Annotated in this window: 15 protein-coding genes; 10 read left to right on the plus strand and 5 right to left on the minus strand. The window is 55.6% G+C overall.

The window, feature by feature from the left end:
- Positions 1 to 87: 87 nt before the first annotated feature.
- Positions 88 to 1,236, minus strand: a complete 1,149-nt coding sequence (locus ACXKZG_RS17690) for a Gfo/Idh/MocA family protein (protein WP_013200953.1) — start codon at positions 1,234 to 1,236, stop codon at positions 88 to 90.
- A gap of 302 nt (positions 1,237 to 1,538) precedes the next feature.
- Between ACXKZG_RS17690 and ACXKZG_RS17695 the strand changes: the two genes are divergently transcribed.
- The gene (locus tag ACXKZG_RS17695; RefSeq protein ID WP_488875214.1) at positions 1,539 to 2,402 is read left to right on the plus strand and encodes a glucosamine kinase nucleotide-binding domain-containing protein; all 864 of its coding nucleotides are present in this window, start codon (positions 1,539 to 1,541) and stop codon (positions 2,400 to 2,402) included.
- 52 nt (positions 2,403 to 2,454) lie between these two features.
- Positions 2,455 to 3,567, plus strand: a complete 1,113-nt coding sequence (locus tag ACXKZG_RS17700; RefSeq protein ID WP_013200951.1) for an ROK family transcriptional regulator — start codon at positions 2,455 to 2,457, stop codon at positions 3,565 to 3,567.
- A gap of 52 nt (positions 3,568 to 3,619) precedes the next feature.
- Here ACXKZG_RS17700 and ACXKZG_RS17705 read toward each other — a convergent pair whose 3' ends face one another.
- Both ACXKZG_RS17705 and ACXKZG_RS17710 read right to left on the minus strand, forming a co-directional pair.
- Positions 3,620 to 4,711, minus strand: a complete 1,092-nt coding sequence (locus tag ACXKZG_RS17705) for an ABC transporter ATP-binding protein (protein ID WP_488875215.1) — start codon at positions 4,709 to 4,711, stop codon at positions 3,620 to 3,622.
- 7 nt (positions 4,712 to 4,718) lie between these two features.
- Positions 4,719 to 5,324: a GNAT family N-acetyltransferase gene (locus ACXKZG_RS17710; protein ID WP_013200949.1), complete on the minus strand. Its 606-nt coding sequence runs from the start codon at positions 5,322 to 5,324 to the stop codon at positions 4,719 to 4,721.
- A 557-nt stretch (positions 5,325 to 5,881) separates the two neighbouring features.
- Here ACXKZG_RS17710 and ACXKZG_RS17715 point away from each other — a divergent pair.
- The 3 genes from ACXKZG_RS17715 to ACXKZG_RS17725 all read left to right on the plus strand — a co-directional run bounded on the left by ACXKZG_RS17715 (position 5,882) and on the right by ACXKZG_RS17725 (position 8,979).
- Positions 5,882 to 7,228 carry an extracellular solute-binding protein gene (locus ACXKZG_RS17715; protein ID WP_346599633.1) on the plus strand — a complete coding sequence of 449 codons (1,347 nt, stop codon included), beginning with the start codon at positions 5,882 to 5,884 and terminating at the stop codon, positions 7,226 to 7,228.
- Between the two features lie 63 nt (positions 7,229 to 7,291).
- Entirely contained in the window at positions 7,292 to 8,164 is an 873-nt protein-coding gene (locus tag ACXKZG_RS17720) for a carbohydrate ABC transporter permease (protein WP_013200947.1), read from the plus strand.
- Positions 8,164 to 8,979 carry a carbohydrate ABC transporter permease gene (locus tag ACXKZG_RS17725; RefSeq protein WP_488875216.1) on the plus strand — a complete coding sequence of 272 codons (816 nt, stop codon included), beginning with the start codon at positions 8,164 to 8,166 and terminating at the stop codon, positions 8,977 to 8,979. The genes ACXKZG_RS17720 and ACXKZG_RS17725 overlap by 1 nt, the downstream gene beginning before the upstream one ends.
- A 58-nt stretch (positions 8,980 to 9,037) precedes the next feature.
- Here ACXKZG_RS17725 and iraP read toward each other — a convergent pair whose 3' ends face one another.
- Positions 9,038 to 9,334, minus strand: coding sequence for an anti-adapter protein IraP (iraP, locus tag ACXKZG_RS17730; RefSeq protein WP_013200945.1), 297 nt, complete (start codon positions 9,332 to 9,334; stop codon positions 9,038 to 9,040).
- Positions 9,335 to 9,686: 352 nt separating this feature from the next.
- Between iraP and ACXKZG_RS17735 the strand changes: the two genes are divergently transcribed.
- The 4 genes from ACXKZG_RS17735 (at position 9,687) to ACXKZG_RS17750 (ending at position 12,786) form a co-directional block, all read left to right on the plus strand.
- Positions 9,687 to 10,064: a hypothetical protein gene (locus tag ACXKZG_RS17735; RefSeq protein WP_105759661.1), complete on the plus strand. Its 378-nt coding sequence runs from the start codon at positions 9,687 to 9,689 to the stop codon at positions 10,062 to 10,064.
- 189 nt (positions 10,065 to 10,253) lie between these two features.
- Positions 10,254 to 11,702, plus strand: coding sequence for a sugar porter family MFS transporter (locus ACXKZG_RS17740; RefSeq protein WP_013200943.1), 1,449 nt, complete (start codon positions 10,254 to 10,256; stop codon positions 11,700 to 11,702).
- Positions 11,703 to 11,816: 114 nt separating this feature from the next.
- Positions 11,817 to 12,014, plus strand: coding sequence for a hypothetical protein (locus ACXKZG_RS17745; RefSeq protein WP_013200942.1), 198 nt, complete (start codon positions 11,817 to 11,819; stop codon positions 12,012 to 12,014).
- Between the two features lies 1 nt (position 12,015).
- Positions 12,016 to 12,786, plus strand: a complete 771-nt coding sequence (locus ACXKZG_RS17750) for a hypothetical protein (protein WP_013200941.1) — start codon at positions 12,016 to 12,018, stop codon at positions 12,784 to 12,786.
- Between the two features lie 49 nt (positions 12,787 to 12,835).
- Here ACXKZG_RS17750 and crcB read toward each other — a convergent pair whose 3' ends face one another.
- A complete protein-coding gene (gene crcB, locus ACXKZG_RS17755; RefSeq protein ID WP_013200940.1) occupies positions 12,836 to 13,213 on the minus strand; it encodes a fluoride efflux transporter CrcB in 378 nt (125 codons plus the stop codon).
- A gap of 165 nt (positions 13,214 to 13,378) precedes the next feature.
- Between crcB and ACXKZG_RS17760 the strand changes: the two genes are divergently transcribed.
- Positions 13,379 to 14,422, plus strand: a complete 1,044-nt coding sequence (locus ACXKZG_RS17760) for an FUSC family protein (RefSeq protein WP_488875217.1) — start codon at positions 13,379 to 13,381, stop codon at positions 14,420 to 14,422.
- Position 14,423 lies beyond the last annotated feature (1 nt).

Genomic DNA, 14,423 nt, shown 5'->3' on the forward strand with positions numbered 1-14,423 from the left:
TCGGCGGTCAAGCAGTCAGTCAGCGTGCCATCAGAAGGCCAGCCTGCGGGGGAAATGCCAGGCTGACAGTGTCAGGAAGGGAGTTAATTAGCGACCCAAATTGGCGTCAAAGGTGTTCCAGCAGTCCGTCAGATCGATAACCGTCCGCGACTTACGCGCCTCATCGATTTTTATCGCCGTCAGTCCCGCCTCCAGCGCATCAATCACCGACACCTTCAGCAGCGAACCGGTTTTAATGTGCTTCACAATCTCCGCAGCCATCAACGCATCCGCGCCGTAATGGCCATCGTAAGCATTGCCTTCATACTCTGTAGCAACGGTTTTCTCGCCAGTGCGCGCGTCATGGACGCGGAAGTAGTTGCGTACAAAGTCGCCTTCGGCCATGCCATCGGTGCCCATCACGCAAAAACGGCGGAACTCATCCGGCACGTTGAGGTTGGCGTGAAATGCCATGGTGGCACCGCCGGCGTACTCCACAATCGCCGTCTGATAATCAACAATATCCGCATCACTTTCGAACACCGCTTCGGTGCTCGACCAGCCGCTGGGCTTGATATGGTACAGCTCGGAATCGGCGGTAATCGCGCCCTGCGGTGCATGTTCCGGGGTGAAGGATTTGCGGCCACCGAAGCTGGCAACCCGCACCGGTCGTTCTCCCATTAATCCCTGATAAAGATCGATGTCGTGGCAGCATTTTTCCAGAATGTAGGGACCGGCATAGCGCTCGTAGCGACGCCAGTCGCGCATAAAGAACGCCCCGTGATACGGCTTGATGTGCTCGGTGGCTTCGATAGAGGTAATTTCACCCAGCCGGTTTTCCGCCTTGGCCTGCAACAGATCGTGGTAAAGCGGTGAGTAGCGCAGCACCAGCCCAACCAGAATATTCTCCTGACCGTACTGGCTGATCAGTTTTGCCAGCGCCATGGTCTGCGCTTCGTTGATCACCACCGGTTTTTCCGTGAACACCCGCTTGCCGGCCTTCAGTCCGGCTTCAATATGCTCAAGGTGCAGATAGTTAGGTGAGCCGACCATCAGCAGATCAAACCCGCCTGCTGCCAGCATTTCGTCCAGCGTGGCAAACGCTTTTCCGGCAGGAATACCAAACTTCTCAAGGTTAGGTATGCCCGCAGGTGCCGGATCGACATACCCGACAATACTGAAATCCGGGTCAGCTTTGTTGAACTCATTTACTACGTTCGACAGCCGAAAGCCCAGTCCGATGATCGCTACTTTCATATTGACCCCTGCCCATCTTGGTCACGGAAAAAGAAAAGCGTCCCTGATGCGGTGTGATCGGCATCCGGAATCGCGCAATTGTTGGACACCAACTTAGTACGACAGAAAAACTAATGTCAACAATGAAAGCTCAAACAAAAACACACTTTTTATTAAACACTTGATTTAAATCATTATAATATTAACAAACCCATCCATATTTATTTGTTATTGCGATTTAAGTTTTTTTATTTTATCGTTTCGAGCAAAATAGCCAGTAGTTTTTCGCCACACTGTGGGTCAACGCCGGTCACGGGAGGATCATGCAATCAGAATTTTTGATCGGAGTAGATGGCGGCGGCACGCATTGCCGGACCAGACTCACGACGCCTGACGGCAGGATCCTCGCGGAGTGCACCGGCGGATCGGCCAACGTCTATTCTGATTTCACCGGCGCGCTGGACCGCGTCAACACGCTGATCGAACAGACCTTTATCGCCGCTGACCTGCCTTTATCGGCGCGTAAAAACACCCACGCGGTGTGGGGACTGGCAGGGGCGAATGTACCGTCGGTCGACCAGCGTTTGCAGCAACATCCGTCTTCTTTTGCCCGACTCTCGTTATTCTCTGACGTCGATATCGCCTGCGCGGGCGCCCATCAGGGGCAACCGGGCGCGGTGCTGATTGCCGGTACCGGCAGCCAGGGCGCGGCCTGGGACGGCACGCGTTTTCACCGGGTCGGCGGCTGGGGATTTGCGCTTGCCGATCACGGCTCTGGCGCATTGCTGGGCCAGCGCGCGCTGCGAAAAGCCTTACAGGCTCATGATGGCATTATTGCCGTCACTCCGCTGACTGAGGCCGTGATGCGCCATTTTTCACACTCACCGGATGCGCTACTCAGCTGGACCCGGCACGCCACGCCCGGCGACTGGGGACATTTCTCGCCCTGGGTGTTTGACGCCGCTCAGCAGGGTGATGAACTTGCCGCTGAGCTGATCGCCGAAAGCGCCGCAGAAGTGACGGTGATGCTGGATGCGCTGGCGCAAGCCAGCCACGGCCCGCTGGCGCTGATGGGTGGAATGGCCGCCCCGCTTCTCCCCTGGCTGGCTGAAGCCACGCGCAATAAGATTGTGCCTGCACAGGAAGATGCGCTGTCAGGTGCTTTGCGTCTGGCCAGCCTCTGTTGAGCCGGTCAACCGCTGACAGCCAGCCACTTACTTTTTGAGACCCGCACCTTTTATGATCGCACCGAACGTTACCTCCCGCATTTTGCGGCTGATTGTTGAGAACTCCCCGATCAGCCAGTCCGATCTGAAAGTCCGCAGCGGGCTGAGCATGTCCACCGTGTCCCAGGCGGCAAACCGCCTGCTGAGCCGGGGGATCATCATTGAAAAAGGCCTGCGTCGCGTCTCGATGGGCAGACCCAAAACCCTGCTCGGCCTGAATCCGGATTACGCCACGGTGGTCGGCATCCAGCTCAATGCGGAACGTAACCTGATTGTGCTGACCGATCTGACCGGCAACCTGATTGGCGAGCAGCAGATGCCCTCAGGCGAGCTGACGCCCAAGCAGCTCAGCGATGCGCTGGCAAAGTTCCTGAAAACCGTTGAGGACAAGCGCGTGGCAGCGATTGGTCTGGCGCTGGCGGGGCTGGTCGATCCGGTCAGCGGCCACTGCATCCGTTCGACGGTGCTGGACTGGACCCACGTGGCGATTGCCTCATTGCTGGAAGAGCGCTTTGCCATTCCGGTGTATATCGAGAACGATGCCAATGCGCTGGCCCTCGCCACGCTGGTCTTCGGTCAGCTTGGCGCAGCGCAGACGGCGATTATCGCCACCTACGGTAAAGGGATTGGTGCCGGGATTATTCTGGATCGGGCGCTGTATCGCGGCCGCACCGGCACCGCAGGCGAGATTGGTAATGCGCTGCTGAACGATGGCTCAAAGTGCACGCTGGAAGAGATCGCCTCGTCCAAAGCCATTCTGAAGACCCTGCAGCAGGCCGGTGAAGCGGTGCCGGCCAATCTGCTGGCGCTGGATAAACACCCGTCACCGCTGGCGCTGCAAACGCTGGCGACGGCCGGTCAACATCTGGGCCTGTCGCTGGCAAACCTTGCCGTGGCCTACGATCCCGATGTGATCTATCTGGCGATGGAGCCACAAATGGCTTCGCGCATTTTACTCGATCAGATCAGCCAGAGTTTTCAGGAGTATCGCCTGAAGCTGACACCGCAGCTGACGCCGCTGCAGTTCCTGACCGAATCCAGCCGCATGTGGGCCCTGGGCGCAGCAGGATTCACCGTAAACCGGCTGATTGACGTGCTGTCGGCGCAGGCAGATGAAGAAGGGTAACGGGTTTACAGGCAGGTTCTGGCGGCGGGCTTAACCGACGCCAGGCTGAAATCTAGCGGATGCGCATGCCCTGCTCATCGAACAGCATGCAGTGCTGCGGGTTAAGTGCCAGCTGCACCTCTTCTCCCAACTCAACCTCCTCCATTTTCCGCGCTTCAATCACCAGCAAACTCTCGCGGCCAATATCCAGGTAAAGATAGTTGGTGTGACCAAGCCGCTCGGCAAACGACAGCGTGCCGGGGAATGACCAGTCACGGTTATCCTGTTCGGCGCTGACGAAATGCTCAGGTCGGATGCCCAGCGTCACCTTCTGCCCTTCCTCCAGCGCCGCGTGCACCGGCAATTCAATCGACGTCAGCTTCAGCTCCGGCACCGCCAGCCGCACCTTACCCGCTTCGACAGACAGCACGCGGGCGCTGACGAAGTTCATTTTCGGGGAGCCGATAAATCCAGCGACAAACAGGTTGTCCGGGTCGTGATAGAGATCCAGCGGCGCGCCAACCTGCTCAATTTTACCCTGCCGCAGCACCACGATGCGATCCGCCAGCGTCATCGCCTCCAGCTGATCATGGGTGACATAAATCATGGTGTTACCCAACGATTCATGCAGTTTGGCAATCTCGATACGCATCTGTAAGCGCAGCTCGGCATCAAGGTTGGAGAGCGGCTCATCAAACAGGAAAATTCGTGGCTGACGAATGATCGCCCGGCCAATCGCCACACGCTGGCGCTGGCCGCCTGAGAGCGCGCGCGGATGGCGATCCAGCAGTTCGGTCAGGTGCAGTTTTTCGGCGGTGATCGCAATCTGTTCGGCAATTTCCGCCTTCGGCCGCTTGGCGACTTCCAGCGGATAGGCCAGATTGCCTTTGACCGTCATATTGGGATAGAGCGCGTATGACTGGAAGACCATCGCAATGCCGCGTTCGGTAGCCGACTGGTGGGTCATATCCTGTTCATCGATAAACAGTTCGCCGCTGCTGATCTCTTCCAGGCCGGCGATCATCCGCAGCAGCGTGGACTTGCCGCAGCCGGATGGACCCACGAACACGATAAATTCCCCGTTATCGATTTTCAGATCGATGCCGTGGATCACATTGACGTGCTCGTAAGACTTTTTGACGTTTTTTAAGTGCAGAGTAGCCATAGCGTCCTCAGTTCAGATCCTGGCCCATATAAATGGCATTGCTGCGGAAGAGCGGCTGAAAACCGAGTTGCTGATAGAAACAGGCAACCGCTTCATTTTGCAGGCTAATACCGAGATAAACGCCGCTGACACCTGCGGCTTTTAATGCGGCAAGTTCATGTTCAATCAGCCGTTTCCCCCAGCCGCCGCGCTGGCCTTCTGGCAAGATATTGATATGCAGATGCGCGGGATAGCGGCGGGTCAGCGTCTCAGAGGCGGTTTCAGGCTGGCGAACCGCGTCGAGGATTTTACTGTCCAGCGGTTTAACCGGCTGACGGTCGGCAAAGCGTTCCACCTGCAGTGGCCACCACTCTTTCAGCAACTGCTGCTCAAACGCCACGGTGTCGGGCGTTGCCACCACATAGCCGATTACCTTGCCGGCTTTCTCCAGAACAAAGGCGAAATCAGGGGCAAACAGCGCATAGGGCACGGCAAAGCGGGTGCCCGGATAGTGAGGATCGGCATACAGATCGCTGGCATCTTTGCCGGCATCCGCTGTTTTCAGGCAGATCTCATAAAGGGCGTCGGTATCATCGGCGGTTGCCGGGCGGATCTTTCCTTCAAGCAAAGTCATCGTCCACGCTCATACAGTCGGTGAAGAAGAGAACACCAACTTAAATAAAGCCGACTTTGTTTTCAAGAAAAAATAATACCCCTGCACTGCACCTGAGCCGTTGAGATTATGCAGTCGATCACAGTCTTGAACTTTAGTCTGGCGTAAGACCCCCCGCAGACGGCAATCTGACGGCAAAATCGCGCCATAATGCAGGCGCAGTGCCGTTCCCTGATAATATGGCCCCTGACGACATACTATTTTCATATGACCATTCAGTGAATTAGCTCACCCCAACGCCCACCAGACAGAACACCTGATCGCCCCAGGCAACCCGGCGTTTAAGCAGGAAAAGCGCGATTCTGCAGTTTTTCACCCTGAGAAATGAAAAATTATCAGTTTTTCTGCTCTGCATCACCTTTCAGCAATGCGGAGGTGGGGATGTTTGACTTTATTTAATCATTAAAGTAAGTATGAACTAAGGCTACGTGATCATCTATAAACGCCCTCATGCAACCAGCGGGAAAGTCGGTTGCCATCATGAAAGGATGCTCTCTTGATGTTGGAGAAACAGATCCATGTTCACTGCTTCCAGGGTTACCCGTTCTTCCCGCACTGTCACTGCCCGCCCGGCCTTGTCGTTGCTGGCGGTTGGCTTACTTACCGCACTGTTCCAGCTGCCCGCGCAGGCGGACACCAAGCTGTCCGAGTGGGATATCTATAACTATCCGTCCCAGACCTCGGCCATCGATGAAGCGATCAAAGAGTTTACCGCGCAGAATCCGGGCGTCAGCATTGACCGTTCCGTTCACTCCTTTGACGATACCCGCATCCCGCTGAAACTGTCGCTGAACTCCGGTGACGGCCCGCAGGTTGCCCAGGTGAATCAGGGCGGCGGTGATATGGGTGCGCTGGTGAAAGAGAAGTTGCTGATCCCACTGGACGGCTACGCCAAACAGTATGGCTGGACCACGCGCTTCCCGGATTCGATGCTGAAGCGCAACCGCTGGTCTGATAGCCAGCAGTTCGGTAGCGGAAGTCTGTATGGCGTTGCCAGCCTCGGTGAAATGGTCGGGCTCTACTACAACAAGCAGCTGCTGGATAAGGCCGGGATTGCCGTGCCGAAAACCATGGCTGAGTTTGAAGCCGCGATGGCGAAGCTGAAAGAACAGGGTACGGCGCCACTGATGTTAGGCATCCTCGACGGCGCTGCCGGCCAGCAGATGCTGACCACGCTGTGGCAGGATCAGATCAGCAGCAGCGATCGCAAAGCGATGGATGACCTGATTTACGACGTCGGTGGCACCTTTAAAGATGCGAAACTGCAGAAAGCTGCCGCACTGATGCAGGAGTGGAATAAGAAAGGCTACTTCTTCCCGGGCTTCCAGGGCATTGGTAAAGACGATGCGGCCACGCTGTTCCAGAGTGGGCAGGCCGCATTCTTTGTCAGCGGCACCTGGTACATGGGGCAGTTCAAAGATAATAAAGATATTCACTTCGCTGCCTTCCCGCAGTTTGACGGCGTCAGCAAACCGCTGATGGTCGGCGGAACCGATTTGCCGTTCTCCATCACCCTGACGGCGAAAACCAAAGAACAGCAGGATGCGGCGGCCAAATACATTGATTACATCGTTTCCGACAAGATGGCTGAAAAATGGCTGAAGGCCGGCTTCCTGCCCGCCAGCGCCAACAAGGATGCCAAACTTCCGGCGGACAACCCGTTGCTGGCCGATGTGTATAACGTCTGGACCACGGTTAACGGCCACGATGGCCTTGGCCACTACGTGGACTGGGCAACACCGACCATGGGCAATGCGCTGAATGAAAATGTGCAGCTGCTGCTGGCCGACAAGCTTACGCCGCAACAGATGACCGACAAACTGGATACCAATTACCAGCAGTACCTCTCCAGCCTGAAAAAGTAATCCCTCTGCCCGGCGCTGAGACAGGCCGGGCCGTTATTCAGTTTGACGCGCGAGAACACCGTTATGCTTAATAAGTCACGACTGCAAAATGCGCTGTATATTTTGCCCTCAATGCTTATCTATTCGCTATTTTTGCTGTTCCCTTTGCTGGTCTCGGTCGGCGTCAGCTTTACCTCGTGGGACGGTGCGACCCGGCCGATTTTTATCGGGCTGAATAACTTTATCCAGATGTTTAGCGATCCGGTGTTCTGGGTGGCAATCAAAAATAACGCCGTACTGATGCTGTTCTACACGCTGTTCCCGCTCTGTATTGGCCTGGTGTTGTGCAGCTTCCTCAACGATACCCGCAATAACAAAGAGCGCAGCCTGCTGCGTATTCTGTTCTTCCTGCCTTATATCATGCCGATGGCGGTGCTCGGCGTGGTCTGGCGCTGGTTATATAACCCGGCCTTTGGGCCGATCGATCACTTCTTCCGCGCGATTGGATTGCCGCAGCTGGCGCTGTCCTGGCTGGGGGATTTTGACTGGGCGTTACCGGCGGTCGGCTTTGTCGCCACCTGGTACTTCTTCGGCTTCTGTCTGGTGCTGTTTATGTCCGGCCTGCAACGTATGGATCCGTCATTGCTGGAAGCCGCCGATCTGGATGGCTCGTCGCGCCGGCAGAAGTTTATGCGCATTACCTTGCCTGGCCTGCGGCCTGAAATTCGCGTCGCGCTGCTGCTGACGGTGATCTCCAGCCTGAAAGCCTTTGACCTGGTGTACGTGATGACCCATGGCGGACCAGGCACCTCCACGCTGGTGACCAACCTGTATATGTATCAACAGGGCTTTGATTTACGCCACTACGGTTACGCTTCGGCGGTGGCCATCGTCGGAATGATCATTGTGTTTGCGATCAACAGTATTATTCATTTTGCCATCCGGGAGCGTCACTGATGCGCGCTACGCCTGTTGTTTCACGTGCGGTTATCTGGCTGATCGCCATTGTCACCATTTTGCCTTTCCTGATGGCGTTGATGACCTCGTTTAAGACGCAAAGCGAGCTGTTTGCCGGGGTATTTGCCCTGCCCTCGCACTTCAGTTTTGCTAACTACGTTTCCGCCTGGCGGGAAGGCCATTTCAGCACCTATTTCCTTAACTCGGTGCTGGTGGTGTTTCCGGTGCTGATTATCAGTATCCTGGTCGGCATTCTGTCCGGGTTTGGATTCGCCTTCCTGCGTATTCCGGGTAAAACGGTGTTTGCCGCGCTGATGGCGTTAGGCATGGTGCTGCCCAGCGAAGCCTTTATTATCCCGCTGTACCACGAATTGCACTGGATGGGACTCACCAACACCTATCTGGCGCTGATCCTGCCGCAGGTGGCGCTGTCGCTGCCGTTTACCACGCTGATGATTGCCACCGCTTTCCAGCAAGTGCCGAAAGAGCTGGTGGAGGCGGCGGTGATGGATGGCTCGAAACGCACGCGCATATTATGGGGGATCCTGGTGCCGGCAATCGTGCCGACGCTGACCACTCTGGCGCTGCTGCTGTTTATCTGGACGTGGAATGAATTCCTGATCCCGCTGATTCTGGTCAACAAGGATGAACTGAGGACGCTGCCGATCGGCATGATGTTCTTCCAGAACAAAAACACCATCAACATTCCGGTGCTGATGGCCGGCGCGATGATCGTAATTTTACCGCTGGTGGCAGTATTCCTGGTGTTCCAGCGTAAGTTTATCAGCGGCGTGACGGAAGGGGCGGTGAAATAATCGTCGCGCTTATGCGGCCTGGGGGAATGCATCGGTGCATTGTCCCAGGCACAGGCGCTTAGCTTTGCTCTTCGGTATCGGATTTCTCGTCAACGTAGCGGGTAACGGCCAGCAGGCGGTTAACGTGGGTCAACAGCAAATCAACATCCGACTGCATAAAACCCTGACCTGAACTTGAGGCGGTGACAATCGCATTCTGGATATTTTCAGAAATGTTATTGGCCCCTTCTTTACCTGCAGTCAGCAACAGAGCAGCAATCAGCAGAGATTGGGCTTCGACTTGCGCGGTCAGTTCCTTCGCGTCTACATCGATTTTTGCAATCTTCATCAAGATATCAATAACTAACTGTTTCATGGCCTGCTCCTGAAATAATATGCCCCCGAAATTACCATCACCTCTGGTCACGAGTAAACAGGATTTCGCTGACTCTTATTCAGAACTGTCGGGATATTTCTGGCGGCATTACCCGCTGTATCAAACGCTTGCCGCGCAGCTTCCCTGCTTCTGAATGCGTAATTTTCCTAAAATCTCTTCATGCGGTGGCGAACAGGCCGATTTCGACTAGATTTAAGCTGCCAACCGGCTATCCCGCCGGGTTTGGCGCATTCCCTCTACTAATTACACGAATAACCCTGTTATTCCGCCCTCTGTCCAGGGCGTTTTTTTGATTACACACACAGAGAAAAAACGGAGAGGTTAATCCGTCATGGATAAAAATCATTTTTATGAGCGACTAACGCGCTGGCAGCATCTGCGCTTTAATGACGTCACCCTGCGTGAACGTCCCGACACACAAGCCTGGAATAAAAAGTACGAGATTTATATTCAGGACAAGAGCAAAACATCCGCGCAGCTTTACATCCGCACCACCCAGCCGGGAGAGGATATTGCGCAGGTGTTGGGCGAATACCTGAAGTGGTTGCAGGAGTACAACGGCAGCGACATCGCCGTGGCGGCACCACAGGAAACGCCGGTTGTTGCGCGTGGCATCACCAAAGAAAGCTGTCGGCCACTGACCGGCAACCACCAGCCCAGGCTGCATACCACTACCCCCGCTTCAAGGCTGACACGCAGCCTTTCCTAGCAGGCATCAGGCTGCCGGTATTATCCCGGTAGCCTGTCTGTCACTTCCCGCCCCGCCTGATTACCTCGCAAAAAATTAAAAATCGTCATTTCGCTGGCAAATTCGCATATCTGTCTTAGATTTAAGGGTCGTGTGATCTGCATCACACTACTAAAAACAGAATAATAACGTTTTTCCAGGGAGTGACTTGTGACTGACTCATCAAACAGTGGGACGACGGCGGCAAAAGCACCGCAGCCGACCGAACCGCTGGTAAAAGTAATTGCGTTTATTGCCACGCTGGGCGGCCTGCTTTTTGGCTACGATACCGGCGTGATTGCCGGTGCTTTGCTGTTTATGAAGCACGACCTGCATCTGACCTCACTGACCACCGGGATGGTCACCAGCTTCCTGATCCTCGGATCGGCGATTGGGGCGATCTGTGCCGGCCGCGTGGCCGATCGGTTTGGCCGCAAAAAGGTCATTCTGGTGATGGCGGTGATCTTTATGTGCGGCTCGCTGGGCTGTGCGCTGGCACCGAACGTGGTGCTGATGATCCTGTTCCGCTTTATCCTCGGCCTGGCGGTCGGTGGCGCAGCGGCTATCGTGCCAATCTATATTGCGGAAATTGTCCCGGCTAACCGCCGCTGGCAGTTTGTCACCCTGCAGGAATTGATGATTGTGTCCGGTCAGCTGATTGCCTACACCAGCAACGCTGCAATCAATGAAGTCTGGGGCGGCGAAACCACCTGGCGCTGGATGCTCGGCGTGGCCTGCGTGCCGGCGGTGATCCTGTGGGTCGGCATGCTGTTCCTGCCGGACACGCCGCGTTGGTACGCGATGCATGGCCGCTACCGCGAAGCGCGTGACGTGCTGGAGCGCACCCGCCATTCCGGCAGAGTCGAAAAAGAGATGAGCGAAATCCGCAAGTCGATGGATTCGAAAAGCCAGAAAAATGCCCGCCGTCAGAAAACTATCTCGGTATGGATGAAGCGGCTGGTGGCGCTGGGGATCGGTATTGCGATGCTGCAACAGCTGTCCGGCGTCAACACCATCATGTTTTATGCGCCGACGATGCTGCAGGCGACGGGCCTCGGTACCAATGCCTCGCTGCTGGCAACCATCGCCAACGGGGTGATTTCGGTGATCATGACCTTTGTCGGCATCATGTTACTGAGCCGCTTTGGCCGCCGTCCGCTGCTGCTGGTGGGTCAGATCGGCTGCACCTGCTCGCTGCTGGCGATCGGTCTGGTGACCTGGCTGATGCCGGAAACGGTGCACGGTCAGCCTGACGTGCTGCGCAGTTACCTGGTGCTGGGTGGCATGCTGATTTTCCTCAGCTTCCAGCAGGGCGCGCTCTCTCCGGTGACCTGGCTGCTGCTGTCGGAAATTTTCCCGATGCGCATCCGTGGTATGGCCAACGGCATCTCGGTATTTGCCATGCAGATGACCAACTTCTCCATCGCCTTTATGTTCCCAATCCTGCTGGAAGCCTTCGGTCTGACCACCTGCTTCTTTGCCTTTGCGGTGATTGGCGTCGCGGGCGGGATCTTCGCGCTGATTTTTGCGCCGGAAACCCAGGGCAAAACGCTGGAGCAGATTGAAGTCCACTTCAAAAAACACCTGCAGGACGATCCGGCGCCGCAAACCGGTAGCTGATATTGCGTGCCAGGGACGGCACTTCAGGTCTAATTGTTGCATTTCATACTAATCTTATGGAGAGACGTCGGTTTGCCGACCAGGCTTAGTGCTTATTCTTAAGAAAGGATCGTCATGTTCAGGTTTTTATGTTCCCTGTTTTCCAGCCCCGAATTGCTGCTGCAAGTCATGAGCCAGCAAGATATTGAAGAATCCATTGAAGAAGGTGAGCGCATCCTGATTGATGAGGATGGCAGCGCAACCGTGAATATCTTCAGCCCGGATGTGCGTGAGGATTTTGCCCGGCACGTCAACGCGCTGAAGAGGGCTTAACATGGGAACGGCAATATTTATGGTGCTGATGGTGTGCGGCTACTGGTACACCAGTCGCGACCTCTCCACCCGGTTTAAGGTAAAACGCTCTTTCGGCTGGGATGTTTACTTCCTGGTGGCCCTTTACGGCTGTATTTTCGTGCTGCAAGGGGTGATCGCTACCGGAATTATCTGGCTAATCCTGCTGATTGTTTCCGCCGGGCTCAACGCCTTACCGCAGCTGAATGAAGGCTTACACCATCACTGGCAGGTCGAGTTTATGACCTGGAGCTTCCTCGGTATTCAGGCACCGGTGGTGATCATGCTGGCCTTTGCCGTGGCGTTCTGTCTGTATCGCTCCAGCTGGTCTGGCAGTGCCAAACTGAACAGCTCGGGCCGTAAAAAACTCTATAAGAAACTGTCGCGTTCGAATGGTGTTGAAGGGCTGATGTTCCAGTGCATGGAAGAAGGTGAGCTGGCCTGGGTAACGCTGAAATCCCGCCGCATCTATATCGGCATGATCCACACCGCCACCTATGACAATGCCACCACCGCCAATATCGTGCTGATCCCGATGCTCAGCGGCTATCGCGATGGCAAAACCCTCAGCCTGTGCATCGAGCACAACTACAGCAAATGGTATGACGAGCATGGGATCACGCTGGATTCAGAACCTAAATCCGCGATGGCGTTCCGTAAAGTTATCATGCTTGATCAGATTGAAAGCCTGTCGTTGTTTGATGCCGCCAGCGCCAGCGCATTGGCAATGAAGAGCGACGAAGAACCGGCCTGAGGATCGCGGGCAGCAGCAGCGCGTTGCCGCCCGGTCTGTGAGTTGCGGGTCAGAACAGCAGTGAAATCAGCCAGAAGCCGGCAAAGGTCATCAGCAATGAGCCAATGACGTGGGTGAAGACCGAAATCATCGCCCACAGATAATTGCCGGCCTGCATCAATCCGACGATCTCCATTGAGAAGGTGGAGAACGTGGTTAAGCCCCCGCAAAACCCGGTAATAATCAGCAATTTCCACGCCGGATCGAGTTCCGGATTGCGCAAGAAGTAGGCCATTGCCCCGCCGATGATAAAACCGCCCACCAGATTGACCGTCAGCGTTCCCGGCGGAAGAGACGGAAAAATCGCGTTCAGACGCACCGACAGCAACCATCGCAGGATACTGCCTGCGGAACCGCCCACTGCAATTGCCACTAACGTCTTAAGCATAACTCTCTCATTGTTGACCCATCACCCGGAACGTTAGCCTACTGAGCAGGCTCATTTTTTGCAATAAGCAAAGGTCAGCGGCGCCGGTGATGATCTGCCGGCGGTGGGCTGCTAAGCTTCAACGTTTCGTTAACCTTATTGTCAGCCCAGAGAGCCCGAATCCCGATGCGTCTTTCCGCCGTTTTAAAACACGATATGCTGCTTGGCCTGTGCTGCCTGCCCGCCATTGGGGTAATTTTTCTGGTCGGCTTCCTGTTTCAGCAGGTGCCTGCGGCCAGCATCATGGCCAGCGGTGCGCTGACCTTAGCCTTCGGTGCCAATAAAACCTGGGAAGGATCGTCGTTTTCACTGTTGCTGACCACCAGCCTTGGCCTCGCCTTCTCTTCCTGGCTCGGCTGTCTGACCGGCAACGTGATGCCGCTGTATATCGCCGTGGCGATGCTGTATGCCGGTGTCTATGTCGCGATGGCGAATATCGACAGCAGCGCCTGGTGGATGCTGTTGCAGTGGTCAATTGCCTATCTGGTCTCCGGCTATTATGCCGGCAACATGGCATACGCCGCCGAGCGCGCGGCGTTAACCGGCGCAGGCGGCCTGTTGCAAATGGCCTTTCTCTATCTGGTGTTCCGCCGCTTTCCCTTCCATTTACAGGACATCAGTCCGCGCTCCTGGCTGATGTTCTTCCGCGTCACGCTGAGAAAATACAAACACAAAATCCATCTGCAATGGTCGGTGTTTTATGCCCTGCTCACCATGTGTCTGGCGCTGAGTACGGTGGAAATTTTCCAGATGAAGAACGGTTACTGGGCGGGCATGACGCTGCTGTTCTGCCTGCGGAATAACTACAAGGATACTTTTTCCCGCGTTCAGGCCAGGGTGCTGGGCACGCTGATGGCCAGCATTCTGGCCGCAACCCTGGTGCGCTACTGGCACAGCCCGTTGTTCCTGGTGTGCAGCTTTATCCTTTGCGGCTATATCGCCTTCACCTTCTCCTATTCACTGATTTCCAAATCCTATTTCGTCTTTACCTTCTTTGTGACGCTGATGGTGATCTTTATGATTTCAAGCCTGGGGGTGACGCAGACCGACGCGGTTGCCACTCACCGGCTGGAAGCCACCGCCATGGGCGGTGCATTTGCGCTGTTCGCCATCCTGATGACCCGCCTGTTTACCCGCAGCCAGATCGTCAGAAAATCGTCAAAGCCGTAAG

It is taken from the genome of Erwinia sp. 2186 (genome assembly GCF_057812255.1).

Excerpts from the sequence above, each read along its gene's own strand:
- ACXKZG_RS17725 (WP_488875216.1), top strand. The coding sequence starts at position 8,164 with ATGCGCGCTACGCCTGTTGTTTCACGTGCGGTTATCTGGCTGATCGCC.
- ACXKZG_RS17745 (WP_013200942.1), top strand. The coding sequence starts at position 11,817 with ATGTTCAGGTTTTTATGTTCCCTGTTTTCCAGCCCCGAATTGCTGCTG.
- iraP (WP_013200945.1), bottom strand. The coding sequence starts at position 9,334 with ATGAAACAGTTAGTTATTGATATCTTGATGAAGATTGCAAAAATCGAT.
- ACXKZG_RS17690 (WP_013200953.1), bottom strand. The coding sequence starts at position 1,236 with ATGAAAGTAGCGATCATCGGACTGGGCTTTCGGCTGTCGAACGTAGTA.
- ACXKZG_RS17720 (WP_013200947.1), top strand. The coding sequence starts at position 7,292 with ATGCTTAATAAGTCACGACTGCAAAATGCGCTGTATATTTTGCCCTCA.
- ACXKZG_RS17705 (WP_488875215.1), bottom strand. The coding sequence starts at position 4,711 with ATGGCTACTCTGCACTTAAAAAACGTCAAAAAGTCTTACGAGCACGTC.
- ACXKZG_RS17735 (WP_105759661.1), top strand. The coding sequence starts at position 9,687 with ATGGATAAAAATCATTTTTATGAGCGACTAACGCGCTGGCAGCATCTG.
- ACXKZG_RS17710 (WP_013200949.1), bottom strand. The coding sequence starts at position 5,324 with ATGACTTTGCTTGAAGGAAAGATCCGCCCGGCAACCGCCGATGATACC.
- ACXKZG_RS17700 (WP_013200951.1), top strand. The coding sequence starts at position 2,455 with ATGATCGCACCGAACGTTACCTCCCGCATTTTGCGGCTGATTGTTGAG.
- ACXKZG_RS17695 (WP_488875214.1), top strand. The coding sequence starts at position 1,539 with ATGCAATCAGAATTTTTGATCGGAGTAGATGGCGGCGGCACGCATTGC.
- ACXKZG_RS17750 (WP_013200941.1), top strand. The coding sequence starts at position 12,016 with ATGGGAACGGCAATATTTATGGTGCTGATGGTGTGCGGCTACTGGTAC.
- crcB (WP_013200940.1), bottom strand. The coding sequence starts at position 13,213 with ATGCTTAAGACGTTAGTGGCAATTGCAGTGGGCGGTTCCGCAGGCAGT.
- ACXKZG_RS17715 (WP_346599633.1), top strand. The coding sequence starts at position 5,882 with ATGTTCACTGCTTCCAGGGTTACCCGTTCTTCCCGCACTGTCACTGCC.
- ACXKZG_RS17760 (WP_488875217.1), top strand. The coding sequence starts at position 13,379 with ATGCGTCTTTCCGCCGTTTTAAAACACGATATGCTGCTTGGCCTGTGC.